The 23,738-nt window shown below is 70.5% G+C and carries 23 protein-coding genes, 1 tRNA gene and 2 pseudogenes; 12 read left to right on the top strand and 14 right to left on the bottom strand.

Annotated elements, in window-relative coordinates; all coding sequences use genetic code 11:
* Positions 1 to 53: 53 nt before the first annotated feature.
* Together ABZ471_RS29520 and ABZ471_RS29515 are read right to left on the bottom strand one after the other, a co-directional pair.
* A complete protein-coding gene (locus tag ABZ471_RS29520; protein ID WP_359070575.1) occupies positions 54 to 1,076 on the bottom strand; it encodes a DUF4232 domain-containing protein in 1,023 nt (340 codons plus the stop codon).
* Positions 1,073 to 2,002 carry a hypothetical protein gene (locus ABZ471_RS29515; protein WP_359070573.1) on the bottom strand — a complete coding sequence of 310 codons (930 nt, stop codon included), beginning with the start codon at positions 2,000 to 2,002 and terminating at the stop codon, positions 1,073 to 1,075. The genes ABZ471_RS29520 and ABZ471_RS29515 overlap by 4 nt, the downstream gene beginning before the upstream one ends.
* Positions 2,003 to 2,197: 195 nt before the next feature.
* On the opposite strand from ABZ471_RS29515, the gene ABZ471_RS29510 reads away from it, so the two are divergent.
* Positions 2,198 to 3,124 carry a D-alanyl-D-alanine carboxypeptidase gene (locus ABZ471_RS29510; RefSeq protein ID WP_359070572.1) on the top strand — a complete coding sequence of 309 codons (927 nt, stop codon included), beginning with the start codon at positions 2,198 to 2,200 and terminating at the stop codon, positions 3,122 to 3,124.
* A 112-nt stretch (positions 3,125 to 3,236) separates the two neighbouring features.
* Here ABZ471_RS29510 and ABZ471_RS29505 read toward each other — a convergent pair whose 3' ends face one another.
* From ABZ471_RS29505 to ABZ471_RS29495, 3 genes and pseudogenes are all read right to left on the bottom strand, one after another.
* Positions 3,237 to 3,734: a hypothetical protein gene (locus tag ABZ471_RS29505; RefSeq protein WP_359070570.1), complete on the bottom strand. Its 498-nt coding sequence runs from the start codon at positions 3,732 to 3,734 to the stop codon at positions 3,237 to 3,239.
* A gap of 123 nt (positions 3,735 to 3,857) precedes the next feature.
* Positions 3,858 to 4,339 (bottom strand): annotated as a pseudogene (locus ABZ471_RS29500) (LLM class flavin-dependent oxidoreductase); the annotation flags it as partial.
* A gap of 115 nt (positions 4,340 to 4,454) precedes the next feature.
* Positions 4,455 to 4,527 (bottom strand) — tRNA-Pro (locus tag ABZ471_RS29495).
* 339 nt (positions 4,528 to 4,866) lie between these two features.
* Between ABZ471_RS29495 and ABZ471_RS29490 the strand changes: the two genes are divergently transcribed.
* Positions 4,867 to 5,787, top strand: coding sequence for an LLM class F420-dependent oxidoreductase (locus tag ABZ471_RS29490; RefSeq protein ID WP_359070568.1), 921 nt, complete (start codon positions 4,867 to 4,869; stop codon positions 5,785 to 5,787).
* A gap of 463 nt (positions 5,788 to 6,250) precedes the next feature.
* Positions 6,251 to 6,427: a hypothetical protein gene (locus ABZ471_RS29485; RefSeq protein ID WP_359070566.1), complete on the top strand. Its 177-nt coding sequence runs from the start codon at positions 6,251 to 6,253 to the stop codon at positions 6,425 to 6,427.
* A 99-nt stretch (positions 6,428 to 6,526) separates the two neighbouring features.
* Here ABZ471_RS29485 and ABZ471_RS29480 read toward each other — a convergent pair whose 3' ends face one another.
* The 3 genes from ABZ471_RS29480 to ABZ471_RS29470 all read right to left on the bottom strand — a co-directional run bounded on the left by ABZ471_RS29480 (position 6,527) and on the right by ABZ471_RS29470 (position 8,671).
* A complete protein-coding gene (locus tag ABZ471_RS29480; RefSeq protein ID WP_359070564.1) occupies positions 6,527 to 7,012 on the bottom strand; it encodes a DUF6099 family protein in 486 nt (161 codons plus the stop codon).
* Between the two features lie 202 nt (positions 7,013 to 7,214).
* On the bottom strand, positions 7,215 to 7,559 hold the full coding sequence (locus ABZ471_RS29475) for a nucleotide pyrophosphohydrolase (RefSeq protein ID WP_359070562.1): 345 nt from the start codon (positions 7,557 to 7,559) through the stop codon (positions 7,215 to 7,217).
* The gene (locus ABZ471_RS29470) at positions 7,556 to 8,671 is read right to left on the bottom strand and encodes an ATP-binding protein (protein ID WP_359070616.1); all 1,116 of its coding nucleotides are present in this window, start codon (positions 8,669 to 8,671) and stop codon (positions 7,556 to 7,558) included. The genes ABZ471_RS29475 and ABZ471_RS29470 overlap by 4 nt, the downstream gene beginning before the upstream one ends.
* Positions 8,672 to 9,041: 370 nt before the next feature.
* Between ABZ471_RS29470 and ABZ471_RS29465 the strand changes: the two genes are divergently transcribed.
* Positions 9,042 to 9,245: a hypothetical protein gene (locus tag ABZ471_RS29465; protein WP_359070561.1), complete on the top strand. Its 204-nt coding sequence runs from the start codon at positions 9,042 to 9,044 to the stop codon at positions 9,243 to 9,245.
* Positions 9,246 to 9,337: 92 nt separating this feature from the next.
* On the opposite strand, the gene ABZ471_RS29460 is transcribed toward ABZ471_RS29465, so the two are convergent.
* On the bottom strand, positions 9,338 to 9,727 hold the full coding sequence (locus ABZ471_RS29460; protein WP_359070559.1) for a cell division protein SepF: 390 nt from the start codon (positions 9,725 to 9,727) through the stop codon (positions 9,338 to 9,340).
* 280 nt (positions 9,728 to 10,007) lie between these two features.
* Between ABZ471_RS29460 and ABZ471_RS29455 the strand changes: the two genes are divergently transcribed.
* The gene (locus ABZ471_RS29455; protein WP_359070557.1) at positions 10,008 to 11,717 is read left to right on the top strand and encodes a hypothetical protein; all 1,710 of its coding nucleotides are present in this window, start codon (positions 10,008 to 10,010) and stop codon (positions 11,715 to 11,717) included.
* Between the two features lie 2 nt (positions 11,718 to 11,719).
* Here ABZ471_RS29455 and ABZ471_RS29450 read toward each other — a convergent pair whose 3' ends face one another.
* Complete coding sequence (locus ABZ471_RS29450; RefSeq protein WP_359070555.1) at positions 11,720 to 12,235, bottom strand: YceI family protein; 516 nt, start codon at positions 12,233 to 12,235, stop codon at positions 11,720 to 11,722.
* A 96-nt stretch (positions 12,236 to 12,331) separates the two neighbouring features.
* Here ABZ471_RS29450 and ABZ471_RS29445 point away from each other — a divergent pair, with 96 nt between their 5' ends.
* The 4 genes from ABZ471_RS29445 (at position 12,332) to meaB (ending at position 17,940) form a co-directional block, all read left to right on the top strand.
* On the top strand, positions 12,332 to 12,835 hold the full coding sequence (locus ABZ471_RS29445) for a MarR family transcriptional regulator (protein WP_359070554.1): 504 nt from the start codon (positions 12,332 to 12,334) through the stop codon (positions 12,833 to 12,835).
* Between the two features lie 108 nt (positions 12,836 to 12,943).
* Positions 12,944 to 14,752 carry a methylmalonyl-CoA mutase subunit beta gene (locus ABZ471_RS29440; protein ID WP_359070553.1) on the top strand — a complete coding sequence of 603 codons (1,809 nt, stop codon included), beginning with the start codon at positions 12,944 to 12,946 and terminating at the stop codon, positions 14,750 to 14,752.
* A complete protein-coding gene (scpA, locus tag ABZ471_RS29435) occupies positions 14,752 to 16,926 on the top strand; it encodes a methylmalonyl-CoA mutase (RefSeq protein ID WP_359070551.1) in 2,175 nt (724 codons plus the stop codon). Before ABZ471_RS29440 ends, scpA begins: the two co-directional genes overlap by 1 nt.
* A 6-nt stretch (positions 16,927 to 16,932) precedes the next feature.
* Complete coding sequence (meaB, locus tag ABZ471_RS29430; protein ID WP_359070549.1) at positions 16,933 to 17,940, top strand: methylmalonyl Co-A mutase-associated GTPase MeaB; 1,008 nt, start codon at positions 16,933 to 16,935, stop codon at positions 17,938 to 17,940.
* A gap of 121 nt (positions 17,941 to 18,061) precedes the next feature.
* Here meaB and ABZ471_RS29425 read toward each other — a convergent pair.
* Positions 18,062 to 18,190, bottom strand: a pseudogene (locus ABZ471_RS29425) (RNA-binding protein); the annotation flags it as partial.
* Positions 18,191 to 18,227: 37 nt separating this feature from the next.
* Here ABZ471_RS29425 and ABZ471_RS29420 point away from each other — a divergent pair.
* Positions 18,228 to 18,497, top strand: coding sequence for a hypothetical protein (locus tag ABZ471_RS29420; protein WP_359070547.1), 270 nt, complete (start codon positions 18,228 to 18,230; stop codon positions 18,495 to 18,497).
* A 57-nt stretch (positions 18,498 to 18,554) separates the two neighbouring features.
* On the opposite strand, the gene ABZ471_RS29415 is transcribed toward ABZ471_RS29420, so the two are convergent.
* Positions 18,555 to 20,135 (bottom strand): hypothetical protein, encoded by a 1,581-nt coding sequence (locus ABZ471_RS29415; RefSeq protein WP_359070545.1) that lies wholly within the window; start codon positions 20,133 to 20,135, stop codon positions 18,555 to 18,557.
* Positions 20,136 to 21,049: 914 nt separating this feature from the next.
* On the opposite strand from ABZ471_RS29415, the gene ABZ471_RS29410 reads away from it, so the two are divergent.
* Positions 21,050 to 21,694: an RNA polymerase sigma factor gene (locus ABZ471_RS29410; protein ID WP_359070543.1), complete on the top strand. Its 645-nt coding sequence runs from the start codon at positions 21,050 to 21,052 to the stop codon at positions 21,692 to 21,694.
* Positions 21,691 to 22,755 carry a CU044_5270 family protein gene (locus ABZ471_RS29405; protein ID WP_359070541.1) on the top strand — a complete coding sequence of 355 codons (1,065 nt, stop codon included), beginning with the start codon at positions 21,691 to 21,693 and terminating at the stop codon, positions 22,753 to 22,755. The genes ABZ471_RS29410 and ABZ471_RS29405 overlap by 4 nt, the downstream gene beginning before the upstream one ends.
* Positions 22,756 to 22,922: 167 nt before the next feature.
* Here ABZ471_RS29405 and ABZ471_RS29400 read toward each other — a convergent pair whose 3' ends face one another.
* Positions 22,923 to 23,327, bottom strand: coding sequence for a DUF3592 domain-containing protein (locus ABZ471_RS29400; protein WP_359070540.1), 405 nt, complete (start codon positions 23,325 to 23,327; stop codon positions 22,923 to 22,925).
* A 199-nt stretch (positions 23,328 to 23,526) separates the two neighbouring features.
* Positions 23,527 to 23,652 (bottom strand): hypothetical protein, encoded by a 126-nt coding sequence (locus ABZ471_RS29395; protein ID WP_359070538.1) that lies wholly within the window; start codon positions 23,650 to 23,652, stop codon positions 23,527 to 23,529.
* Positions 23,653 to 23,738 lie beyond the last annotated feature (86 nt).

Raw genomic sequence — 23,738 nt, 5'->3', positions numbered from 1 at the left:
TCGGCACCGCTGTGACCACCGCTTTTCAAGCAGCGCCCCGCCCGCCGGTCGGGCTACCTGCCGCTGTCCTCCGGCTTCCACGGGCCGACGCCGAGCCGGCCCGTCGTGCCGAGGTCGAGCTCCGGTGTCACGATCACCGGGCGGGCGCCCGGCTTGGCCCACACCCGCACGTACGGGGCGTTGACGGGACTGAGGCCGTCGCCGGCCTCGGTGGTGTTGCGCCACGTGAGGACGGCGAAGGCGCGCTCACCGGGGCCGAGGGTGAGGGGCCGCGGGGTGCCGTCGGCGCCGGTGCCCGTGGCGATCTCGTCGCCGTGCACGACGCTCACGCCGGTGACGGGTTCGTGGTCGGCGTCGAGGACCTGGAGCGCGGGGCGGCCGTTCAGGCTGTACGCGCGCGTGCCGCAGTTCTCCAGGTGCAGGCCCACCACGCGCAGTCCCATGGCGGCGTCGCCCCGGTCGGCGTGGACGCGCACCCCGGAGGCCGGGCAGGGCCCGCCCGTCGAGGGGGCCTCGGCGCCGGGGTAGCTCCGCACCTTCTCGATCGACACGCCCGTCACGGCCGGGGCGCCCGCAGGCAGTTCCCCGAGGACGGCGGTGCCCTTCGCTGTCTGCCCCGGCGAGACCGCGGCCACTGTCTTCTGCACGGCGTCGACGGCACCTCCGGACGCCGACAGGAAGCCGAGGGTGACCGTGTAGGTCATCGCCGTCCTGGCGTGGTTGGTGACCGTGAAGTCGGCGGAAATGCCGGCGTTCGCGCAGTCGCGGCCCTGGCCGGACGCCCCGCCGGACAGGCCGGTGATCCGCACGCCGTCCTTGGCCGCCAGGGTGCCCGTGGGCAGCGGAAGCGGGGTACGGGAGGAATGCGGGGCGGTGGTGGCGGGTGACGGGCCGTCGGCCGGATCGGCGCCGTACCGGGGACTGCCGGACGGGCACAACGGCTCGGCGCTGACGCCCCCGGGGTGAGGACCCTCCCCGCGGGAGCCGGTCTTCTCCGCCCCGCAGCCGGTGAGGACGAGGACCGCCGCCGCGGCGGCGGTCGCCGCGGCGCCCGTGGTACGGACCGCCCTGCTCATGACTTCTTGTCGATGATCGTCCGGGCGTTCTCGCCGGCCCGCTCGTCCGCTGCGCGCAGGGCGTCCAGATCCTTCTTGCGCTTGCTGATGACCGCCTTCTGAGCGCGGGTCTCGATGGCGTGGAGGGTGCCGATGTAGTCGGTGTCGAGCTTGCACCGGGCATCGGCAGCCGCTGTCTTCTTCTCCCTGTCCGACGGCTCCTCGGTCCGGTACCAGGCGGTGTCGAGCGATGCCTTGTCCGGGTCGGAGTAGCGGAAGCCCTTCTCCTTCATGCAGGCCGACCACGCACGGTCGGCCTTCTTCCAGGCCGGGTCCTTCCGCGCCTGCTTGTTGGACTCGTACCACAGTTGGAGGCCCAGGGAGTAGTAGCCGCTGAGCTTGAGGCCGTTGACCGTCGTCACCTTGGGCGGAGGGCCGTAGATCTTCCGCGTCGCCTGTCCCAGGCAGCCGCCGTCGGGGACGGGGTGTCCGTGGGCGTGGTGGCTGTCGCCGGAGTCGAACCTGCCGGTGAGAGCGACGTACTGGTCCGCGGGCCACTCCTGGGGCTGTGAGGACTCCTCCTGAGTCCGGTTGTGGTAGCCGTGCTCGGCCGCCCGGTCGGGATCGTCGACCCCGTAAGGGCTGTCGTCACCGGTCCTGCTGCGGCTCCCGAGGGTTCCCTGCCGGACCGGGTACGTCGACTCGACGCTCCTGGTGTCGAGCACCGCGAACCCGGCGAAGCCGAGCCGGACCATGCACTGCTTCGCGAGGATCCACTGCGCCGTGCCGATGGACTTTCCCCGGTCCGAGGACGGGTCCGGCAGGTAGGCGTGCAGCGGGAACGCCTCCATGGTGTTGAGGCGGCGGGCGTCGTCGGCGGAATCGTCCTGGCCGGCGAACTGGCAGGCCGACAGGGCCAACAGGCCGGTGAGAGCGAGAGGGAGCACTTTACGCACCCGATCATCCGATCAGGCCTGGATCATGCGCGCTGTGATGGAGCCCACAGTTCCGGCACACAGAGTTCACAGACCGGGCACACCGCCCACGAGATCCGCGGTTCCTGTGATCTCCACCATGGCCCCCGGAGCCGAGACCTGATGAAGTGACTCCCCGTCAACTGACCACTGACAGAAGGGGGAACCATGACCATCGACCGAGGGGGCGTCCGCAGGAGAGCCGTCGTGGCGGTGGCGGCCGGTGCCGTCCTGGGCGCGGGGGTCCTCGCGGCCGCCCCGGCCCAGGCGGCTCCGGCGACCGCCGCGGCGCCGCAGGTGTCGGCTCAGGGCGCGTACGCGATGGACGCGGCCACGGGCAGGCAGCTCTTCGGCAAGGCGCGGGACGGACGGCTGCGGACCGGTTCCACGACGAAGATCATGACGGCGCTCGTGGTGCTGTCGCAGCGGAACCTGAACCTCGAGAGGAAGGTGAGGATCCAGAAGGCCTACACGGACTACGTCATCGACCCGGCCACGGGCACCCAGCGCTACTCCAGCGCGAACCTGATCCTCGGTGACTCGATGAAGGTGCGCGACCTGCTGTACGGGCTGATGTTGCCGTCGGGCTGCGATGCGGCCTACGCACTGGCGGACACCTACGGAACGGGCCCGACGACGGCGGCGCGGACCAAGTCGTTCATCGGGAAGATGAACAGCAAGGCACGCGAACTGGGGCTGACGAACACCCACTTCGACTCGTTCGACGGGGTGTCCAACGGCAGGAACTACGCGTCACCCCGGGACCTCGCGAAGCTGGCCGGGGCCGCGTTGAAGAACAAGACGTTCAAGAAGGTCGTCGGCACCAAGGAGTACGACGACATGCAGTCGTACCGGCCCGGCGGCGGAACGCACGCGATGCCCGCGTGGAAGAACTCGAACAAGCTGCTCGGCTCCTACCGGGGCGCGATCGGCGTGAAGACCGGATCCGGGCCGGAGGCGAAGTTCTGCCTGGTCTTCGCGGCGACCCGCAACGGCAGGACCGTGGTGGGGACCATCCTCGCGGACACGTCGGCGGACGAGCGGTTCAAGGACGCGAAGAAGATCCTCGACCACGGCTTCGCGCAGCGCGGCTGACGAACGGCGAGGGCCGGAGTGACGGGCACCCATCGCTCCGGCCCTCACCGGCGCCCCTGCGGGCCGAGGGCTGCCGCAGGCCGTCGCCGCGCCTCCACGCCCAGGGCCCGGCTCAGCGTTCTCCTCCGCCGGCGTTCGCCCGGGCCCGGCGTTCGGCCGCGTACCCGTTCGCCACGATCAGCGCGATCGAGGCCAGGCCCAGCACGGCGACCAGCGCGTTGACCCAGGCGTAGGCGGGGCTGCTCGGGTAGGTGCCGCCGTCGTCCAGGACGCAGTCGAACCGCAGCGGCAGCCAGGAGGCCGTCTGCCCGACGAGGTGATCGGCCCGGTAGTCGTCGCGGCAGTCATGGGACGGCGTGGAGTCCGCGCCGGACGAGGACTCGTGCACGGCGAACCCGACCGCCCCGGCGCCGAGCAGGTAGAGGATCACGGCGCCCGAACCGGTCATCCATGCGGACCAGCGCAGCAGCTCCGACCGCCGGTCCGGCCGCCGACCGGGCACGGCGGCCGAGACGAGTTTGAAGACGGCCGCGATCAGCCAGACCGGGACCGCCAGGAGGGCGGGAATGGCCAGGAGGGCGAAGAGCGTGCCGGGCAGGGAGTCGTCCATCGGACGAGATCACCAGGCGCCGGCGGCCCTGGCTGTGGTGGAGGCCATAGTTCCGGTCACAGGACCGTCACAGGCCGGACCGCCCCCTCCGGTCATGGTCCGGAGGGGGCCGGTGCGGGGACCCTACGACAGCTGCGACTGGACCTGGCCGGCGATCAGCTCCAGGTGGTCGAGGTCGGACAGGCCGAGGACCTGGAGGTAGATCCGCCGGGAGCCAGTCTCGGCGTACGGCCGATCTTGTCGACCACCTCGGCGGGCGAGCCGGCCAGACCGTTGGCCTTCAGCTCGTCCACCTCACGGCCGATCACCGCGGCGCGCCGGGCAACCTCCTGGTCGTCCCTGCCGACGCACACCACGAGCGCGTTGGAGTACGTCAGGTCGTCCGCCTTGTGGCCCGCCTCCTCGGCGGCGGCGCGCACCCGGCCGAACTGCCGCTCGCTGTCCTCGACCGAGGCGAACGGAATGTTGAACTCGTCGGCGTAGCGTGCCGCGAGGCGCGGGGTACGGGTCGCGCCGTGCCCCCCGATGAGCACCGGGATCTTCTCCTGGGCCGGCTTGGGCAGCGCGGGCGAGTCGGCCAGGTCGTAGTACGTGCCGTGGAAGTTCCCTCGTCAGCGTCGTCCCCTCACGGGTTGCGACGACCACGGTGATGGCTGCGCGTGGCATGCGGCCTTCGGATGTGTTGGTGGTACCCGGCTGCCTCCGGCGTCGCCGGACGAGTCGGGACGGCAGGATTCGAACCTGCGACTCCCCGCTCCCCAAGCGGGTGCCCTGACCGCCGAACTACGCCCAGTTGCACATGACTTGATGCATAATCAGTACTGACGCCACCTTCGCTTGATCGGGGGAACGGCGCGGGCAGGGGCCTTGGCTCCCGCTGCGCCGTACTCCCCGGAGAGGAGGTGGAGTGGTGGAACTCGTCACCTTGGTAGTCGTGCTCGCGATCATCCTGGCGGTACGACAGTGACCCGTCACCGGACGGCCTCCTGCGGGGGGCCGTCCTCTTGAGAGGAAGCGTCCGGAGCGTGAGGCCCGGGTGCTGATCGTCGCGCCACGGCGACAGCACCGAAGCCACGTCCTCTCCGCGTGTGCCAGGCACGTACGTCGGAGCATCGACATGCATGATGGATGCATGGATCTTCGAGTGTTCACAGAGCCCCAGCAGGGAGCGACATACGAGACGCTCCTCCGCGTCGCAAAGACGGCTGAAGAGCTGAACTACGGAGCGTTCTTCCGGTCTGATCATTACCTGCACATGGGCAACGTCTCCGGCCTGCCCGGCCCCACAGACGCATGGATCACGCTCGCGGGCCTGGCCCGGGAAACGAGTCGAATCCGCCTCGGCACGCTCATGACCGCCGGCACCTTCCGCCTCCCCGGCGTCCTGGCCATCCAGGTTGCACAGGTCGACCAGATGTCCGGCGGGCGAGTTGAGCTGGGTCTCGGCTCCGGATGGTTCGAGGACGAGCACAAGGCCTACGGCATCCCGTTCCCGAAGGAGAAGTTCGGTCGGCTGGAGGAACAGCTCGCGATCGTCACCGGGCTGTGGGCGACAGAAGTCGGCAAGCGGTTCAGCTTCGACGGGAAGTACTACCAGCTCCAGGACTCCCCCGCGCTGCCGAAGCCGCAGCAAGGGAAGGTACCCGTCCTCGTCGGCGGGCATGGTGCGAAGCGAACGCCCGCACTGGCGGCCCAGTACGCCGACGAGTTCAACATCCCGTTTGCGTCCGTCGAGGACAGTGAGCGTCAGTTCGGCCGCGTCCGGGCCGCCGCTGAGGAGCACGGCCGGAAGGGCGACGACCTCGCCTACTCCAATGCCCTCGTCGCATGCGTCGGCAAGACGGATGCAGAAGTGAAGCGTCGAGCAGATGCCATTGGCCGTGAGGTGGACGAGCTGAAGGCCAATGGCCTTGCGGGCTCTCCTGCTGAGGTGGTGGAGAAGCTGGAGCGGTACAAGGCTGTCGGTTCACAGCGTGCGTATCTCCAGATCCTGGATCTGGACGATCTGGATCACCTGGAGTTGATCGCTTCGGAGGTCATGCCGCACGTTTGATGGACGAGCCGTCGCGGTGGGGACTCGAACCCCGGACGCGGCAAGCCCTCGCCGCGTGCGGGGGCCAGCGCTGCGCCAACCAGCGACCGCGCAGGCGTGCGCAGCGCTCCGGCTCGTCAGTGTGCCCGACGGGATTCGAACCCGCATCGCCTCCCGGAAGGGGAGGAGTTCTGGACCGCTGAACTACCGTCTCCTCAATCGACAGGAATTCGAAGGTCGATACACCGACCCTGCACGGCCCCCGCCCCGTCAACCGCACTGGTACCGCCGGGCACGACCGTCCTCGGTCGGGTGAAAATCGTCCACCCGGCGCGCCGGGTGCCAGGCAGGCCAGTGACCGGCTCCGGCGGTGATCGTTGGCTCGTCGGAGCCGGACCGTCCGGCACCCGCGCCGGACGGTCGTCGCCGTCGCGCGTCACCGCATCGGCCCTCCCGGGCCGGGCCGGGGGCCGAGGAGGCCGTCATGTCCGAAGAGTCCGTTCCCCCACAAGGTGGCTCCGCCGGGCAGCCGAAGGGGCTGCTGGAGCAGATGGAGGAACTGATGGCGGCGTTGAACGCGGATCTGTCGGCCCTGGACGCCGAGTTCCAGTCGGCCGGTGGTTCGGGGCGGGCGTCGGCCGAAGAGGGCGAGCTCGCCTGACGCGTCGTCGTGCTGGGGGCCGCGCCCCCAGACCCCTCTTTCGACCCTGAACGGGCCTCGTCCTCGAACGCCGGACGGCTGGTCCGTGCGCCGCTCGCCTCACACGCCCGACGGGCTGTCCTTCGCGCCCTCCGGTAACACCTCCTCCCGTGCGGCCAGCTTGCGCAGCATCTCCAGGACCCGGTCCCGGGACTCGTCCGCCGCGTCGATGGCCTCCATGCACTGCCAGTACGTCGTCTCGTCGGCCGCGCCGCTGGCGATCCCGACCAGGGCTATGCCGACCTCGCCCAGCAGCCCGCCGAGGCAGAGGAGGGTCTGCCGGGCGTCGTCCAGCTCGGTGAGCTGGGCGGCGCGCAGGTCGCCCGGGTCGAGTTCGGGAGGGTCCAGGACGCCGCAGCCCCGGCCCGCCAGCTCGGTCAGGCCCAGCGCCTCGCCCCGCAGCTCCGGCGGTCCTGACACCGCGAGGCGGCTGCCGATCGCCTGGGCCAGGGCCTGCGCCTGCCACACCTCGGCCATGATCTCGGGTATCTCGGCGCCTCCCATCAGGGCACGCCTGCTGGTCACAATGAGCCGCACCGCATCCATGCGCTGCCCCCGTCCCATCCGTCGCGCGTCGTCGCGCGTCCGCCTGAACTCCCTTGTCCACTACCCAGCGTGAAGGTCCGTGGGGTGAAAAGCCAGAGCTAGCCCGAATTCTGTGGACAACAATTCGGATCCAGCAGGGGATTTGACTCCGTAGAGTGATAACGGAGCAGTTCAGTCCGGGAGTTGCGGCCGTGGTTGGGCGTCAGGGAGCGTCTTCCCTTCCGGGGGCCGGAAAGCGGCGTTCGTTACGGTCGATCTTGGCGGAGAGAGCGGTCAGCGGGTCGATGCCGAGGACCTCGCAGAGCTGGAGCAGATAGGCGAGGACATCGGCGACCTCGTCCGTGACGCGGTGCGCGGTGTCGGGTTCGTCCATCACCCGGGCCGACTCCTCCGGGGTCAACCACTGGAAGATCTCCACCAGTTCGGAGGCCTCCACGCTGAGGGCGGCCACGAGGTTCTTGGGGGTGTGGTAGGGCTGCCAGTTGCGCGCGGCGGCGAACTCGGCCAGCCTGCGCTGGAGTCCGGCCAGGTCAGGGTGTTCCGTCACGGGTTCAGGTGTACCACTGTGACGCCCTCCAACCCTGCGGCCCACGACGCGTCGCTCACCGCGCCCACACAGCGGATGTGCCCGCGCTCGCCCATCCGGGCCGCCGTCCGCAGCAGTGCGCGGCGCTGGCCCGGGTCGAGACTGCGGTCGAAGCCGTCGCTGAGCACGGTGAGGGTGCGCAGGGCGTCGGGCACCTCGCCCGGTGTGTCCATGTCCAGGACGCCGGGCCCGGTCAGCAGCACCAGCGCCAGCGCGACATAGCGCAGCTCGCCGTCGCCGAGCCGGGCCAGTTCGGTGCGCAGGCCGTCGCCCCGGTCGAGCAGCGCGCGGACGGTGCCGTCGGCCAGCGGCTCGGCGACCAGGTCGGTCACCGGGCCCGCGCAGCCCGCGTGCAGCGCCTCGACCAGCTGGGAGTGCCGGCGACCGCACTCGAAGCGGGTGCGCCACAGGACGTCGGCCAGGTTGTCGCAGCCGGGCATGAGCCGTCCCGAGCCCGTCGGGACGGGGGTGCGCATGTACTCGGGCCGCGGATCGCAGGGAAAGACGGAGCGCAGGGCGACGACCATCTGTTCGGCGGCGGCGAGCACATGCCGCTGCCCGTCCGTCTTGCCGGCCACCCGCAGCGGCAGCAGGGGGGTGCCGAGCCGGTCGTCGGGCAGCGGGGCGCGGGTCACCGGGGAAGAGCCCGCGGTGTGCCAGGCGGCCTGGACGGTACGGCGGCCGGGGTCGCGCAGGGCGGTCTCCAGCAGGACCACTCCGCGCGCCGTCAGCCGCTCGCCGACGATCCGCAGTTCGGGCTCCGCCTGTACGGCGACGTCGAGCCGGACCGGCCCCTCGGCACCGTCGGCCGTACAGCCGATACGGAACCCCCGGCGCCCCTGGGAGTCGGGCCGCGCCCGCTCCGGCACGCGGGCGACCGGATCCGGGAACACCTCGGCGAGCCGCGCCCCTCCCGCGAGCCGCGCGAGCGCCTCGTAGGCCCCGAGCGCGGTCGACTTCCCCGCGCCACTCGGCCCGGCGAACAGGGTGACCGCCCCCAGCGGAAACGCGGCCCGCCGATGCCCGGCAAAGGCGGACAGCCGCAATTCGGTGATCCGGGCGCGTACGTCGATGGGGGCGGGCGTGGTGGCAGGTGCGGGGGTGGGTGCGGATTCCGGGGAAGGCCCGGGTGGAGGTCCGTACGCGCCCCGGGCGACCTGCGCCGGCACGACAGGCTCGGGAACCACCGAGGGGCCGACGCCACCCACTCGGGCCACGGGGGACCCGGCCGACGCGGATAACTCGCACGCCTCGGGGGACACGGGGGATCCGGCTGACGCGGAGGCCCGGGACGGCCCGGAGGATTCAGCTGACACGGAGACCCCGGACGGCTCGCGCGATCCGGACGACTCGAAGGCCCCGGACGGCTCGGAGGACTCGGACACCCCGGAGCCCCCGGATGACCTGAAGGATCCGGGGGCTCCGGACGAGGGCTCGAATGACGTGGAGGATCCGGCGGCTCCGGAGGCCCCGGACAGCCCGAAGACCCCGGACGCCCCGGATACCCCGGAGGACCCGGAGACCCCGGACGACCTGATGAACCCGGACGTTGCGGAGGAGCTCAACGGCCCGGACGACGACGCGGAGGGCCCGGCGGACGCAGACGAGCCGGCGGGCGCGGAAGGCACGGCCATGTCCGGACGGTAGGCCTCCGCGGTGACGGCGAACCGTTTTGTCCGCCGCACCTTCCTACGATCGGGGGACCGGCCGAGGTGACTCGGGCCGGAAGGCCCCTCCGCTCAGCCCTCGGAGACCCCCGCTCCTTCCATCAACCCGCTGACCTCCGTACCGGGCGGGGTCAGGAGGAACACGTTGCGGTCGACCCGGTGCATGCCGCTGCCGAGGCCGAAGACGACGCCGGTGCTGAAGTCGAGGACGCGCTTGGCGACCTCGCCCTCCGCGTTGGAGAGGTCGAGCAGCACCGGCACCCCGGCCATCAGCGTCTCGGCAACCTCCCGCGCATCCGCGAAGACATTGACCCGCAGGACGACGAATCTGCGCCGTGTCTCGGTCTCCGCGTCGGGCACCGAGCGGTGGCTCACGGCGGACGGCCAGGCGTCCCGGCCCCGCAGCGGCACGACCTGGGCGAGCCCTTCCCACTGTTCATCGGTGACGTCGTAACGGCTCACCGGCTCCCCCCGACCTGACTCGCACTCAATGCCTGCACCAGCCAATTCTTACGCCAAGTCACCCGTTCGGCCCAACAACGACACGAAGCGCCACCGCCCCGGAAGTACCTTCCTCACTCAACTGCGGGGCGTTATGCCCGACTTCATCCGGTTCTTACCGCCTTCACACCGGACTCTTCACCTGGTGTCGCACCCGGCTCACCGGCTGCCATTAGCGTCCGGTGTCGTGCACTTGGCAGAAACACAGCAGGTGACACCCGATCGGCGGACACAGTCGGCGGTGTCCGCCGCTCCGGGACGTCTCACGGAGAACTCCGGGAGCCCCGCACAGTGGCACCGCGTCCTGACGCTGCTCGCCGACGTGAGCCTCTTCATCGGCACGCGCACGGTGTGGACGCAGGCGGCCACGCACCGCCTCGCCCTCGCGGCGGTCATCTCCGTCTGCTACGCCTCGATCCTGGTCAGCGGCGTCCTCGCCCTGACGGTCCGCCGGGCGCGCTCGCTGGCCCGCCTGGACCTGGTGGTGCTGCTCACCGCGATCGCACTCGCTTTCTGCAACTGGGCACTGAACCACGGCGGCGGCGACGAGGCGGTCCTCACCACCCAGGCCGCGCGGGACATGGTCGCCGGGCACCCGATGTACGGGCAGGCCTGGCCCTGGCTGTTCCACGCCAAGGGCATCGCCCTGACGCCCACCATGGACGGCGGCTACGACTTCACGTACGGCTATCCCCCGCTCGCCCCGCTGCTGACCGCACCCCTGCTGTGGCTCGGCCACGGCGGCGCCCCGGCGACGGCGGCGTCGACGCTCGCGCTGGTCGCCGCCACGGTGGTGTTGTGGCGGATGCTGCCGGTGGCGTGGCGCTCGACGGCCACAACGGTCTGTCTGGGCTTCGGTTTCCTGCCGACGTACGCCCGTCAGGGCTACCCGGCGATCCCGGCCCTGGCCCTGCTGCTCCCGGTGGTGGTGGGCTGGCCGCGGCTCGGGAGGGGCGGCCGGCTCGGTGCGTCGGGGATCGCACGGGCCGCCTGCCTCGGGGCCGCGTGCGCGGCACAGCAACTGCCCTGGTTCGTGATGCCGTTCCTGCTGGCCGGCATCTACGCCGTACGCCGCGGTGAACTGGGCGGACGCGCGGCCTCGCTGATCGTGCTGCGCATCCTGGGGATCGCCGCGGCGACGTGGCTGCTGATCAACGCGTACTTCCTCGTGCACGAGCCGGGCCCCTGGCTCGGCGGGATCGCCCTGCCGCTGACGCAGGGCGCGGTGGTGCACGGGCAGGGCCTGGTGGGCATCTCCCTGTACTTCACGCACGGCAGCGACCGGCTCGACTGGTACGGCCATGCGAGCATGCTGCTCGCCGCGGCCCTGCTGGCGCTGTTCGTGCTGTTCGTACGGCGGCTGGGCCCGGCCGCGACCGTGCTGCCCTGGTGTGCCTTCTACCTGGCGACGCGCTCCCAGGACGGCTACTACCTGATGATGACCCCGCTGTGGTTCGCGGCGGCGATCACCGTGCCGCTGTCGGACTTCGGGCAGGCCTGGCAGCCGCGCCCCCGGTGGCTGAGGGGCCGGCGCCGCCGCCCTGCGCTGGCGGGCGCGATGGTCCTGCTGGTGCTGCCCGCACTGGTGAGCGCGACCCTGGCGGTGACCGGCCGGCCGCCGCTGCGGATGGACGTCACGGCGGCGCGGCGGGCCGCGGCGCACTCGCTGTCCGCGCTGACCGTGCGGGTGACCAACACCGGGAGCGGGCCGCTCACTCCGCACTACATGCTCACGACGGGCCAGGGCATGAGCCGGTACTGGTCCCTGGAGCGGGGCCCGGCCACGATCCCCGCGCACACCACGGCGACCGTGGAACTCCGGGCGCCCTCCGGCCGGTTCGCGCTGCCCGTCAAGAAGAGCACCCGCGTCCGGCTGCGTGCCTTCACGGCGACCCCGCAGACGCTCTCCACCCTCGACGTACGGCCAGCCGAGCTGGGTCGGCAGGGCTGACGTCAGGCCTCCGTGCGCGTGAAGCGCAGCTCGGCCGTCACCGTGGTCAGGCCGCGCATCATGCCGAGCTGGTTCCAGGTCACACCGAACTGGTCGCGGTCCACGGTGAACTCGGCCGCCAGGGTGAGCGCCTCGGCCGTGGCCGAGGTCAGCCGAGCGGTGAGGTCCAGCGGCCGGCTGATGCCCCGCACGGTGAGCTGGCCGACGACCTTGACGCTGTCGCCGTCGAGACGGTCGGCGCCGCGGACGGCGAAGGTGATCTCCGGGTGGTTGTCGGAGTCGAGCAGGTCGGCCGAGCGCAGGTGCGTGTCCCGCTTGGCGTTCCGGGTGTCCAGGGAGGCCACGTCCAGGGTCACGGTGCCGGTGGCGGAGCCGTCGGGCCGGACCTCGCCCCGGCCCGTGACGGCGGCGAACGTGCCCTTGACGGTGACCAGGCCCCAGAAGGTCTTGTGCCGCAGGCCCACGGCGGACGTGGTCGGGTCGAGCTGCCAGAGGCCTGTTTCCACGGCGACGGTCATGGCCGTCCTCCCATTCGTTGACATATGGTCGTTCAAATTTGGATGACCTTACGCTAGCCCAATATCCAAATTTGGACAACAGGTAGACTCGACACCATGGCCGCCCGCGACAGAACCTCCGCCGACCAGCCCGCTTGCCCCTCCGGCGAGGGCGGCGGTCTGCTCCCGGGAGAGTTGCGCGCATGGATGCTGCTGCTGGCCGCGACGGGCGCGGTGGAGCAGCGGCTGCGGTCGGTCGTGAAGACGGCCCTGGACGTCTCGCACGACGAGTTCCTGATCCTGTGCCTGCTGGCCGAGCAGCCGCAGGGCGGCCTGCGCATGACCCGGATCGCCGATCTCCTCGGCCGCCCCAAGACCCGGCTCACCTACCAGATCGCCTGCCTCCAGCGGGCGGGTCTGGTCACCCGCGAGTCCGTCTGCGGCGACAAGCGGGGCATCGAGGTCGCGCTCACCGACAAGGCCCGCCGACTGCTGCGGGAGGCCTCCGGCACCCTCGCCGAGACGGTCCGCGAGGCGCTCTCCCGGTTCGTCGGCCCCGAGCAGCGCGAGGCACTGTGCGCGCTGGTGCCCGATCTCGCCGACGAGCCGCACCAACCATAGGAAAACGGACCGCCGAGAGGGTGAGAGGCACAGGTCACAGCCGCAAGGAGGGAAACGTCACAGCCCTCGCCCTCCTGTCAATTGAGCGCACTGCCCTAGCATCCGAGCATGACGGTCCTGCCTGACGACGGGCTCTCTCTGGCCGCCGAGTTCCCTGACGCGACACACGAGCAGTGGCAACGCCTGGTCGAGGGTGTGCTGCGCAAGTCGGGCAAGGAAGTCTCGGGCACGGCAGCTGAGGACGCTCTGTCCACGACGCTCGAGGACGGGCTCCGCACCCGGCCCCTGTACACGGCACGCGACGGCGCGCCCGACCCCGGCCTGCCCGGTTTCGCCCCGTTCGTACGCGGCGGCCGCCCCGAGGGCAACACCGCGGGCGGCTGGGACGTACGGCAGCGGCACGCGGCAGTCCCCGACGGCGCGGTCCTGGCGGACCTGGAGAACGGCGTCACTTCGCTCTGGCTGCTCGTGGGACAGGGCGGCATTCCCGTGTCCGGGCTCGCGCGCGCCCTCGACGGGGTCTACCTCGACCTGGCCCCGGTGGTCCTGGACGCCGGCCGTGAGGTCGAAGCCGCCGCGGACGAGCTGCTGCGGCTGTACGAGGAGCGGGGCGTCGACTCGAAGGCCGTGCGCGGCAACCTGGGCGCGGACCCGCTGGGGTACGAGGCCCGCACCGGCGAGGCGCAGGACTTCGCTCCGGTCGCCGCGCTGGCCCGGCGGGCGGCCGAGCGGTATCCCGGCCTGCGCGCGCTGACCGTGGACGCGCTGCCGTACCACGAGGCGGGCGGCTCGGCCGCGCAGGAGCTGGGCGCCTCCCTGGCCACCGGCGTGGCCTACCTGCGGGAGCTGACCGAGGCGGGTCTCACGGTCGAAGCGGCCTGCGGGCAGCTGGAGTTCCGGTACGCGGCCACCGCCGACCAGTTCCTGACCATCGCCAAGCTGCGCGCGGCGCGCCGGCTGTGGGCGCGGGTCGCCGAGGTGTCCGGGGCACCGGGCGCGGGTGCGCAGGTGCAGCACGTGGTGACCTCGCCGGTGATGATGACCCGCCGTGACCCGTGGGTGAACATGCTCCGCACGACGATCGCGACCCTCGCGGCCGGAGTGGGCGGCGCCGACTCCGTCACCGTGCTGCCGTTCGACCACGCCCTCGGCCTGCCGGACGCGTTCGCCCGCCGGATCGCGCGCAACACCTCCACGATCCTGGTCGAGGAGTCCCACCTGGGCCGGGTCATCGACCCGGCGGGCGGCTCCTGGTACGTCGAGCAGCTGACGGACGAACTCGCCCAGGCCGCCTGGGCGAACTTCCGGCGGATCGAACGGCTCGGCGGCCAGGCGGCCGCGCTGCGCTCGGGGGACCTCGGCCAGGACCTGGCCACCACCTGGGAGGCGCGGACCGGCAAGCTCGCCAAGCGGCGCGAACCCATCACCGGTGTCAGCGAGTTCCCACTCCTGTCCGAGAAGCCGGTGGAGCGCGAGCCCGCGCCCGAGGCGCCGTCCGGCGGACTGCCCCGGGTGCGCCGCGATGAGGCGTACGAGACGCTGCGCGCCCGCTCCGACGCCCACCTGGCGGCGACCGGCTCCCGCCCCCGGATCTTCCTGGCCAACCTCGGCTCGGCCGCCGACTACACCGCGCGCTCGACGTTCGCCGCCAACCTCTTCCAGGCGGGCGGCATCGAGCCGGTCACCGAGGGCCGCTTCGAGGACAGCGGCGCCACCGAGGCCGTGCTGTGCTCCAGCGACACCCTCTACGCCGAACAGGCCGAGCAGGCCGCCGCGTCGCTGCGCGCAGCCGGTGCCGGACATGTGTTCCTCGCGGGCCGCCCGGCCGAGTACGCCGGTGTCGACGCGTACGTCTTCGCGGGCTGCGACGCCGTGGCCGTCCTCTCCGCGACCCTCGACCGTATGGGAGTGTCCTGATGGGAATCCCCGACTTCTCCGGCATCGAGCTGGGGACGCCGGTCGCCGACGGCGGTGCCGAGGAGTGGCGTACGGCCGTCAAGCGGGCGACCGGGAGTGCGGAGCCGCTGTGGGAGACCCCGGAGGGCATCGGGGTCAAGCCGCTGTACACCGGCCGTGATCTGGAGGGCCTGGACTTCCTCGGCACCTACCCGGGCATCGCGCCGTATCTGCGGGGCCCGTACCCGACGATGTATGTCAACCAGCCCTGGACGATCCGCCAGTACGCCGGCTTCTCCACGGCCGAGGAGTCCAACGCGTTCTACCGGCGCAACCTCGCGGCCGGGCAGAAGGGCCTGTCGGTCGCCTTCGACCTGCCCACGCACCGGGGGTACGACAGCGACCACCCGCGCGTGACCGGTGACGTCGGCATGGCGGGCGTGGCCATCGACTCGATCTACGACATGCGGCAGCTCTTCGACGGCATCCCGCTGGACAAGATGACCGTGTCGATGACGATGAACGGCGCCGTGCTGCCCGTGCTGGCGCTGTACATCGTGGCGGCGGAGGAGCAGGGCGTACCGCCCGAGAAGCTGGCCGGGACCATTCAGAACGACATTCTGAAGGAGTTCATGGTCCGCAACACCTACATCTATCCGCCGAAGCCGTCGATGCGGATCATCTCCGACATCTTCGCGTACACCTCGCAGCGGATGCCTCGCTACAACTCCATCTCCATCTCCGGCTACCACATCCAGGAGGCCGGTGCCACGGCCGACCTGGAGCTGGCGTACACGCTCGCGGACGGTGTCGAGTACATCCGTGCCGGACGCGAAGCCGGCCTGGACGTGGACGCGTTCGCGCCCCGGCTCTCCTTCTTCTGGGCGATCGGCATGAACTTCTTCATGGAGATCGCCAAGCTGCGGGCCGCGCGCCTGCTGTGGGCCAAGCTGGTCAGCCAGTTCGAGCCGAAGAGCACCAAGTCCCTCTCCCTGCGCACGCATTCGCAGACATCCGGCTGGTCGCTGACCGCGCAGGACGTCTTCAACAACGTCACGCGTACGTGCGTGGAGGCGATGGCGGCGACCCAGGGCCACACCCAGTCGCTGCACACCAACGCCCTGGACGAGGCCCTGGCGCTGCCCACGGACTTCTCGGCGCGCATCGCCCGCAACACCCAGCTGCTCATCCAGCAGGAGTCGGGCACCACCCGGGTCATCGACCCGTGGGGCGGCAGCGCCTACGTGGAGAAGCTGACGTACGACCTCGCCCGCAAGGCCTGGCAGCACATCCAGGAGGTCGAGCAGGCGGGCGGCATGGCGCAGGCCATCGACGCCGGTATCCCGAAGCTGCGCGTGGAGGAGGCCGCGGCCCGCACGCAGGCCCGCATCGACTCCGGGCGCCAGCCGGTGATCGGCGTCAACAAGTACCGGGTGGACTCCGACGAGCAGATCGAGGTTCTCAAGGTCGACAACTCCTCCGTGCGCTCCCAGCAGATCGAGAAGCTGCGGCGGCTGCGCGCGGAGCGGGACGAGCGGGCCTGCCAGGACGCGTTGGACGCGCTGACCCGGGCCGCGGACGGCGAAGGCAACCTGCTGGAGCTGGCGGTGCGCGCGGCCCGCGCCAAGGCGACCGTCGGCGAGATCTCCGACGCCCTGGAGAAGGTGTACGGCCGGCACGCGAGCCAGATCCGTACGATCTCCGGCGTGTACCGCAACGAAGCAGGCCAGTCCCCGTCCGTGGACCGCACCCGTGCCCTGGTGGACGCCTTCGAGGAGGCCGAGGGGCGCCGGCCGCGCATCCTGGTCGCGAAGATGGGCCAGGACGGTCATGACCGCGGTCAGAAGGTGATCGCGACCGCCTTCGCCGACCTCGGCTTCGACGTCGACGTCGGCCCGCTGTTCCAGACCCCGGCCGAGGTGGCGCGTCAGGCCGTCGAGGCGGACGTGCACGTGGTCGGGGTGTCCTCGCTGGCCGCCGGTCACCTCACGCTCGTCCCGGCACTGCGCGAGCAGCTCGCCGAGGAGGGGCGCGCGGACATCATGATCGTGGTCGGCGGGGTGATCCCACCCCAGGACGTGCCGACGCTGCTGGAGATGGGCGCCACGGCCGTGTTCCCGCCCGGGACGGTGATCCCGGACGCGGCCCACGACCTGGTCGAGCGGCTGTCCGCCGACCTCGGCCACGCCCTGTAGCGCCCGATGGCAGCGATCGATCTCGACACGTATGTGAAGGGCGTACTCGACGGGAAGCGGGCCCTGGTGGCCCGCGCCATCACGCTCGTCGAGTCCACCCGCCCCCAACACCGGGCGCTGGCACAGGAGTTGCTCACCGAGCTGCTCCCGCACAGCGGCCGGGCGCGGCGGATCGGCATCAGCGGGGTGCCGGGCGTGGGCAAGTCGACGTTCATCGACGCGTTCGGCACGATGCTGACCTCGCTGGGCCACCGGGTGGCGGTCCTCGCCGTGGACCCGTCCTCGACCCGTACCGGCGGCTCCATCCTGGGCGACAAGACCCGGATGGAACGCCTGGCGGTGGACCCGAATGCCTTCGTACGGCCCTCCCCCAGCGCGGGCACACTGGGCGGAGTCGCCAAGGCCACACGCGAGTCCATGGTCGTGATGGAGGCGGCGGGCTACGACGTGATCCTGGTGGAGACCGTCGGCGTGGGCCAGTCGGAGACCGCGGTCGCCGACATGGTCGACTCGTTCCTGCTGCTCACGCTGGCCCGCACCGGCGACCAGTTGCAGGGCATCAAGAAGGGCGTCCTGGAGCTGGCCGACGTGATCGCCGTCAACAAGGCCGACGGCCCTCACGAGCGCGATGCCCGCGCCGCCGCCCGCGAGCTGGCGGGCGCCCTGCGTCTGATGCACGGCAAGGACGCCTTCTGGACTCCGCCGGTGCTGAGCTGCAGCGCCCGTGAGTCGGCCGGCCTGGACGTGGTGTGGGAGCGGCTGGAACAGCACCGCACGCTTCTCGACTCCACCGGGCGGCTCACCGCCAAGCGCCGTGACCAGCAGGTCGACTGGGCGTGGTCGATGGTCCGCGACGAACTGCTGGGCCGCCTGCACGCCGACCCGGCGGTACGCGAGGCCGCCCCCGCCCTCGAACAGCAGGTCAGAGACGGCACGTTGACGGCGACCCTGGCCGCCGAGCACATCCTGCGGGCGTTCGAGGCCACCGGCCGCCCCGAGGCGGACCGGGCCTGAGCGAGCGGTCCTGGCGCGTCCGGTCTCTTGTTGGCGCCCGCCGATCGCGGCACGGGCGGCGAGCGACGGGCGCCAGGGGGGCCATACCGCCCTCTCGGGGGAGCAAGGGCGATAGGGCGGGCTACTGGGGCAGCAGCTCGATCTCGATGGCGAGCGCGCCGAGCGCTTCCTTCTCCGCTGGGTAGATCTCGCGGATGTTGGCGAGCTGCTGCTCGCGAGAGGAGGCCGGGTTGCCTTGCGATGGACCTTCAAGCGCCGGGGCCGAGCACACGCTCTCAGCGGTCTATGTGCCGCTGCGCCGGCTGGGATCCGTCGCGCAGAGCGCCGCGGTCGGCGCCTTGACCGACCTGTGCAGCGCCGCCGGACCAGCGGCTCCTGCATCCGAGGCCACCGACATCGGCCGGCTGGCAGAGGCGGGCGGCATGCCGGAACTCCCGCCGCTGGAACCCGGGTTCCACCTCTACCGGGACGGCACCCTCGGGTTCCTGGACGTCGCGGGCCCGCTGCTGGCGGCCCACGCCCCGACCCGGCCCATCCAGGACGGGGACGAGGGCTGACACACAGCCGGCCGGGCACGTTCGCACGCGCTCGGCCGGCTCGGCAGATCGTGTCCGCTACTTGATGACGCCCTCCAGCGGCGCGCACGGCTTCAGGCTGCCCACGCACGCACTGCCATTGCTGTAGGTGCCCGGCTTCGCGTTTGCGTCCGCCTCCACATACAGCGTGTACACCAGGGCCGTCCTGTCGTTGGCGGTGTTGTTGACGTGCGGGTTCTGCATGATCGTCAGAACCTTCCGGTCCGTGTCCAGGGTGTAGTCGCACATGCCCTGGTTCGGGGTCGGCGCGGTGCCGTTGTAGTAGCGATACTCCGGCGTCTGCCGCATGAAGTGGTAGCCGTCGGGGGCCGTGAAGGTGTGCTTGATGACGCCGGGGTTCACCGCCTGCAGGGTGCTGGAGTACACCGCGACGTTGATCGGCTGGTACTGCGTTCCGGGCTTCGCGCTGGGAACGCCCTTCTGCTCCACGGTCAGCTTGGTCTCGTCCCCTGTCTTGACGTTGACGGGGTGGTCCACATGGTCGTCGCCCCCGTTACCTCCGTTGAAGGATGCCCGGCCTACACCAGCCTTGGTGATCCTGCGAACGCGGTCGTGGTCCTGGTCCGCGATGTAGAGATTGCCGTCGGTGTCCAGCAGCAGCCCCAGCGGACGGTTGACCTCCGCGGTCGTCGCGGCGTACCCGTCGCCTCTGTATTCCGTCTTGTCGGGCTTCCCTGCGATCGTCTCGATGCGACCGTCCTTGACCCGGCGCACCAGATGCTTGTCCCTGCAGGTCAGGAAGACAGTGTCCTGGCTGTCGATGGCCAGCCCCTGCGGCCGTTCCAGTTTGGCGGCTTTGGCCTGTGTCTCGCTGTCGTGGCCGCCAGAGCCGTCGGTCCGTCCGATCACGTGCTCGATCGTGTTGTTGTGGAAGTCGACCCTGCGGACGCGCTGGTTGCCCTGGTCGCAGATGTACAGCCGCCCCTTGGTGTCGAAGGCGAGGCCGGCGGGGTTGTTCAGCTTGGCACTCTGCGGCTGGTGGCGATCGCCCTCATTGCCTCCGTCACCGCTGCGGCCCGCGACCACGTGCACATGACGCTTCTGGTCGATCCTGACCACGCGGTGGTTGTGGAAGTCGGCGATATAGAGATCGTCGTTGTGATCGACGGCCAGGCCCGTGAACCAGTGGAAGCTCAGAGACAGGTTGCTCGCCTGGCTGCTGTCCCGGTCGTTGCCCCCACCAGCCCAGATCTCCGCCGCGGCATCCTGGTCGATGCGCCCGCCCTTTGCGGTGACTTTCAGCACGCGATGCCTGTCGTTGTCGGCGATGTACAGGTTGCCTTTGGAGTCCAGCGCGAGGCCGCAGGGGGAAGTGATCGACACCGAGCCGGCGGCCCCCTCCTCGTCGGTGCCGCCGCCGACGATGGTGGTGATCTCTCCGCTGGCGTCGATCTTCCGGACCCGGTGGTTCTCGCGGTCGGAGAAGTAGATGTCACCGAAGGGAGACAGAGCCAGCCCGGTCGGCCGGGCAAGCGCAGCATCTACGGCAGCGTTGCCATCACCCTTGTACTCGTGCTTGCCATTGCCAGCCACGAGCCAGATGGTTCCGGCCTCTTGGGCTTCCGCATCTTGCATCGCCGGTGCTGCGGTTGCGGTCATTTCCTGGTGCTCCTTACTCGGGGCGAAAGCGGGACTGCCTGTCCGGCAGGCGCACCGGCAGAAGCCGCCAGACACGTGATCCAAGACCCATGGGCTGATGTCTGCGCGCTTCTGAAAACGCCGCTGCACCACATTTGCATTGGTTCACCAGAACACGGGCAAAACAACTGAACGATTCTTCTCGGTATTTTTCACTCTAAATGGCCAATGCTGGGGCACGGCTCTGGTGCGCCGGAGCGGGGTTATCGGCCTGGCAGGCAGCCAGTGGACCCCGTGTGGACCACGGTCCCCGCCTGTCGCCCGATCCCGGCACTCTGTATCCGCTCCGTCACAGGTTGGCGGGGACTAGGTGGGTTGCCCGAGCGGCCTAAGGGAACGGTCTTGAAAAACGTGTGACGTGAAAGCGTCAACATGGGTTCGGTCGCGCCGAGTCCGCAGGTTATGGACGTGCTGGTCAGAAGGGGCGCCTCTCGCTGAGGGGTGCCCCTTGTGCATCGGGCCTGTCTCACCTTGGTCCGGCCCCGTCACGTTGTGGACCAGCGTGTGTGGACCAGGCGTGGACCGGATGTCGGGCCGCGGGCAGGGCAGGCACAGGTCTCCCGGTGATCACAGCGTCGCAACTCCATGATCAACAGGTCCTGCGCCTGTTCTACTACCGAGGTATCCAAACGCGCCTACCCGCGCGAGCTCTTAGAAGATCTCCACAGTTCGAGCCGATTGACAGACAAGACCTCCTCTCAACCTGACAACGCCATCTGCCCTGCTGCTCAACTGCCGTGGTGCCCGGTAGTCGCTGCCCCCCGAGATGTCGCTCAGCCCACGGAGACGGCGGCCGTGCTACGCGAGCCGGCCGCGGAGCCCCATGTCTCCGTGTGACGTAGGCCACGGGAACCTGCCCTGCCGCGTGGACAAGGATGGACGTGGACTACTCATTGCACACCCGGATACGGGCAGGCGACCCCGAGGCGTTCCGCGAGCTCTTCCGTGACCACGCCCGACTGGTCCACCGGCACGCGGTGCGCGTGACCGGGGACCGGACCGTCGCCGAGGACATCGTCTCGCTGACCTTCTTGGAGGCGTGGCGGCTGCGCGTCAAGCTGCGGGACGAGGGCGACAGCCCGCGCCCCTGGCTGATGGGCATCGCTGTGAACGTGCTGCGCAACACCACCCGCGCTGCGCGCCGTCACCAGCGGGCCCTGGAGCGCCTGCCGGCCAAGGAAACGGTCCCGGACTTCGCAGACGAACTCGTCGGCCGCATAGCCGATGCCGACCAGCTGGCTGCCGCCCAGCAGGTGCTGAAGAAGCTGAGCCGGAGTGAGCGCGAGGTCTTCACACTCTGTGTGTGGTCCGGGCTCAGCTACGCGGAGACTGCGGCCGTACTCGGCGTCCCGGTCGGCACCGTGCGCTCGCGCCTGTCCCGCGCCCGTAAACGGCTGAGCAAGCTGGCCGACGAAGAACTGAGGAAACGCAGGGAACCGCTACCGCGCAACGGACAAGTACAGGGCGGCCGCACTTCTGCGGCCCGGTCACACGAGTCGTACGAGGAGAGGTCCGAATGATCCGCAAGAAGTCGCGGCGTGAGGAGTCGCTGGACCACGCGGAACTGGCCCGGTTGCTGCCGGCGCCGGGAGACCCGCACCTGTCGCTCGACCGTCACCTGCTTCTCGAGGAGCACCTGATGAACGAGATCCAGCACACTGCACCCGCCCCTGCGCCGTCCCGCCGCCCGGCACGCCGTCTCCTGCTGATCGGTGTCCCGGTCACCGCCGCCGCCCTGGCCGGCGCCTTCGCCTTCACCGCGCTGACCGGTTCCGGGGGCAGCGGCCCGGCCGCGGCCACCCCGCCCCCGGTCGAAGCGCCGGTCGTCCGCATCGAGCCCGGCAGCACCGCCCAGCTCGCCTCCACCGTCGAGCACATCGCCGCCGCCGCCTCGGCCCGCAAGACGCCCGAACCCGGCCCGGGCCAGTACATCTACATCAAGAGCATGGTCTCCTTCCTCTGCGTCTTGCACACCGACGCGGACGAGTCCAAGACCTTGGTCCAGCCCCTGCATATCCGTGAGGTCTGGAATTCCCCCGACGGCAAGCAGGGTTGGCTGGACGAGCCCGGCTACAAGCCCAAGGGCGGCATCACCCTCGACAGCGACGTCGAGAGCAGCTTGAACGGCCCCTCCTACTACTACCTCAAGACGCTGCCCACCGACCCGGACGCCCTGCTGAAGAAGATCTACGAGGAGACCAAGGGCCAGGGGAACTCCCCGGACCAGGAGGCATTCACCACTGTCGGCAGCCTGCTCAGGGAGCAGCTCGCACCGGCGAAGCTGAACGCGGCGCTGTACCGGGCCGCGGCCAAGATCCCCGGGGTTGTGGTGGTGGACCATGCTAAGGACGCCGCGGGACGCGAGGGCATCGCCCTGGCCCGGGTCGACCAGCAGAGCGGCGATCGCACCGAGTGGATCTTCGACCGCAAGACGTACGCCTACCTCGGCAGCCGCGGTGTCCAGGTCAAGCAGGTCGACGACGTCAAGCCTGGCACGGTCCTCGAATCCACCGCCGTGCTGGAGCGGGCCGTCGTCGACGCCCAGAAGCAGCGCCCCGGCGCGCAAGGTACCGATGCGTGAGAACGCGATCGCCCCGCTGGGCGGTGCGCATGTTGCCACGCGATCAGGACCGGCGTGTCGAGCAGCACTCCCGTCGTCGCGGGTGTCGGTCTCGCGGACAGGCCCTAGGGGAGGAGGAGACGATCCCGTCGCAGACGGGAGGGGAACGACACCTTCCGTGGCCGAGGTCAGTTCTTCAGGGCGAGCAGTACGCCGGCTCCGGCGAAGGCCACTCCGCCCAGCAGCGTCCACATCGCCGACCCCATCATGTACTTCCGCATGTTCACCCGTGCCGTGTGGGGTTTGCCGTCCTCGTACACCACCTGAACGTCAAGCCCCTTCTCCAGGTTCATCCCGGTCCCGCGCACGTGGGGCGAGAACTCCACGCGGTGTCCCTGCTGGTCGACAAAGGCGATGACCGGCACCAAGTTGTGGCCGTCGGACCAGTCGTCCCGCGTGTTGTCGACCACGACACCCTGGGTGCGAATACCGGCCCGCTTCAGCCGCCGCACCACGACCGTCTCCCGCACCGCGAAGCCGAACAGGAACAGGGCAACCGCACCGCACACCGCCACACCCACCGAATCGCTCATCGTCGACAGCCCTTCCCGCTTCGTCCGGCACTCCGAGTCCTCACGCACGGGGGACGCCGCACCCCCGAGACCGGTTGCGGAACCGGACGCCCCGACTCCCGGAGCGCCGGATCATCTGCCGGTCCACACCAGGCCCACGACCCGTCGGACACGCCTGGATCACCCCGCTCCACGAGAGGCGGAACGACAGGGACGCCGCTCAGTCACCAGACCCGCCGGGCACTGCCTGGTCCCCTTCGGCTGCCTCCAAGGCGCGCTCGATCTGCTCATTCGCGCGCTGTTGGCTGCGGTGAATCGCCTTCGCGTAGAAGCGGAACAGAACCACGCCACCGTCGTGGCCCGCCGATCGCCGTCGGCGCCATCAAGAACGCCCTGTACGGCAGCTGAGGCCCCTACGGCAGCCGAGGCCGG

The sequence above is a fragment of the Streptomyces sp. NPDC005728 genome (assembly GCF_040630895.1).
GTDB lineage: Bacteria > Actinomycetota > Actinomycetes > Streptomycetales > Streptomycetaceae > Streptomyces.
The sequence above is the reverse complement of the archived record's forward strand: the minus strand, read 5'-3'. Positions and strand labels throughout refer to the sequence as shown.

Excerpts from the sequence above, each read along its gene's own strand:
- meaB (WP_359070549.1), top strand. The coding sequence starts at position 16,933 with ATGGCAGCGATCGATCTCGACACGTATGTGAAGGGCGTACTCGACGGG.
- ABZ471_RS29440 (WP_359070553.1), top strand. The coding sequence starts at position 12,944 with ATGACGGTCCTGCCTGACGACGGGCTCTCTCTGGCCGCCGAGTTCCCT.
- ABZ471_RS29505 (WP_359070570.1), bottom strand. The coding sequence starts at position 3,734 with ATGGACGACTCCCTGCCCGGCACGCTCTTCGCCCTCCTGGCCATTCCC.
- ABZ471_RS29485 (WP_359070566.1), top strand. The coding sequence starts at position 6,251 with ATGTCCGAAGAGTCCGTTCCCCCACAAGGTGGCTCCGCCGGGCAGCCG.
- ABZ471_RS29445 (WP_359070554.1), top strand. The coding sequence starts at position 12,332 with ATGGCCGCCCGCGACAGAACCTCCGCCGACCAGCCCGCTTGCCCCTCC.
- ABZ471_RS29520 (WP_359070575.1), bottom strand. The coding sequence starts at position 1,076 with ATGAGCAGGGCGGTCCGTACCACGGGCGCCGCGGCGACCGCCGCCGCG.
- ABZ471_RS29510 (WP_359070572.1), top strand. The coding sequence starts at position 2,198 with ATGACCATCGACCGAGGGGGCGTCCGCAGGAGAGCCGTCGTGGCGGTG.
- ABZ471_RS29490 (WP_359070568.1), top strand. The coding sequence starts at position 4,867 with ATGGATCTTCGAGTGTTCACAGAGCCCCAGCAGGGAGCGACATACGAG.
- ABZ471_RS29410 (WP_359070543.1), top strand. The coding sequence starts at position 21,050 with ATGGACGTGGACTACTCATTGCACACCCGGATACGGGCAGGCGACCCC.
- ABZ471_RS29450 (WP_359070555.1), bottom strand. The coding sequence starts at position 12,235 with ATGACCGTCGCCGTGGAAACAGGCCTCTGGCAGCTCGACCCGACCACG.
- scpA (WP_359070551.1), top strand. The coding sequence starts at position 14,752 with ATGGGAATCCCCGACTTCTCCGGCATCGAGCTGGGGACGCCGGTCGCC.
- ABZ471_RS29415 (WP_359070545.1), bottom strand. The coding sequence starts at position 20,135 with ATGACCGCAACCGCAGCACCGGCGATGCAAGATGCGGAAGCCCAAGAG.
- ABZ471_RS29400 (WP_359070540.1), bottom strand. The coding sequence starts at position 23,327 with ATGAGCGATTCGGTGGGTGTGGCGGTGTGCGGTGCGGTTGCCCTGTTC.
- ABZ471_RS29405 (WP_359070541.1), top strand. The coding sequence starts at position 21,691 with ATGATCCGCAAGAAGTCGCGGCGTGAGGAGTCGCTGGACCACGCGGAA.
- ABZ471_RS29480 (WP_359070564.1), bottom strand. The coding sequence starts at position 7,012 with ATGGATGCGGTGCGGCTCATTGTGACCAGCAGGCGTGCCCTGATGGGA.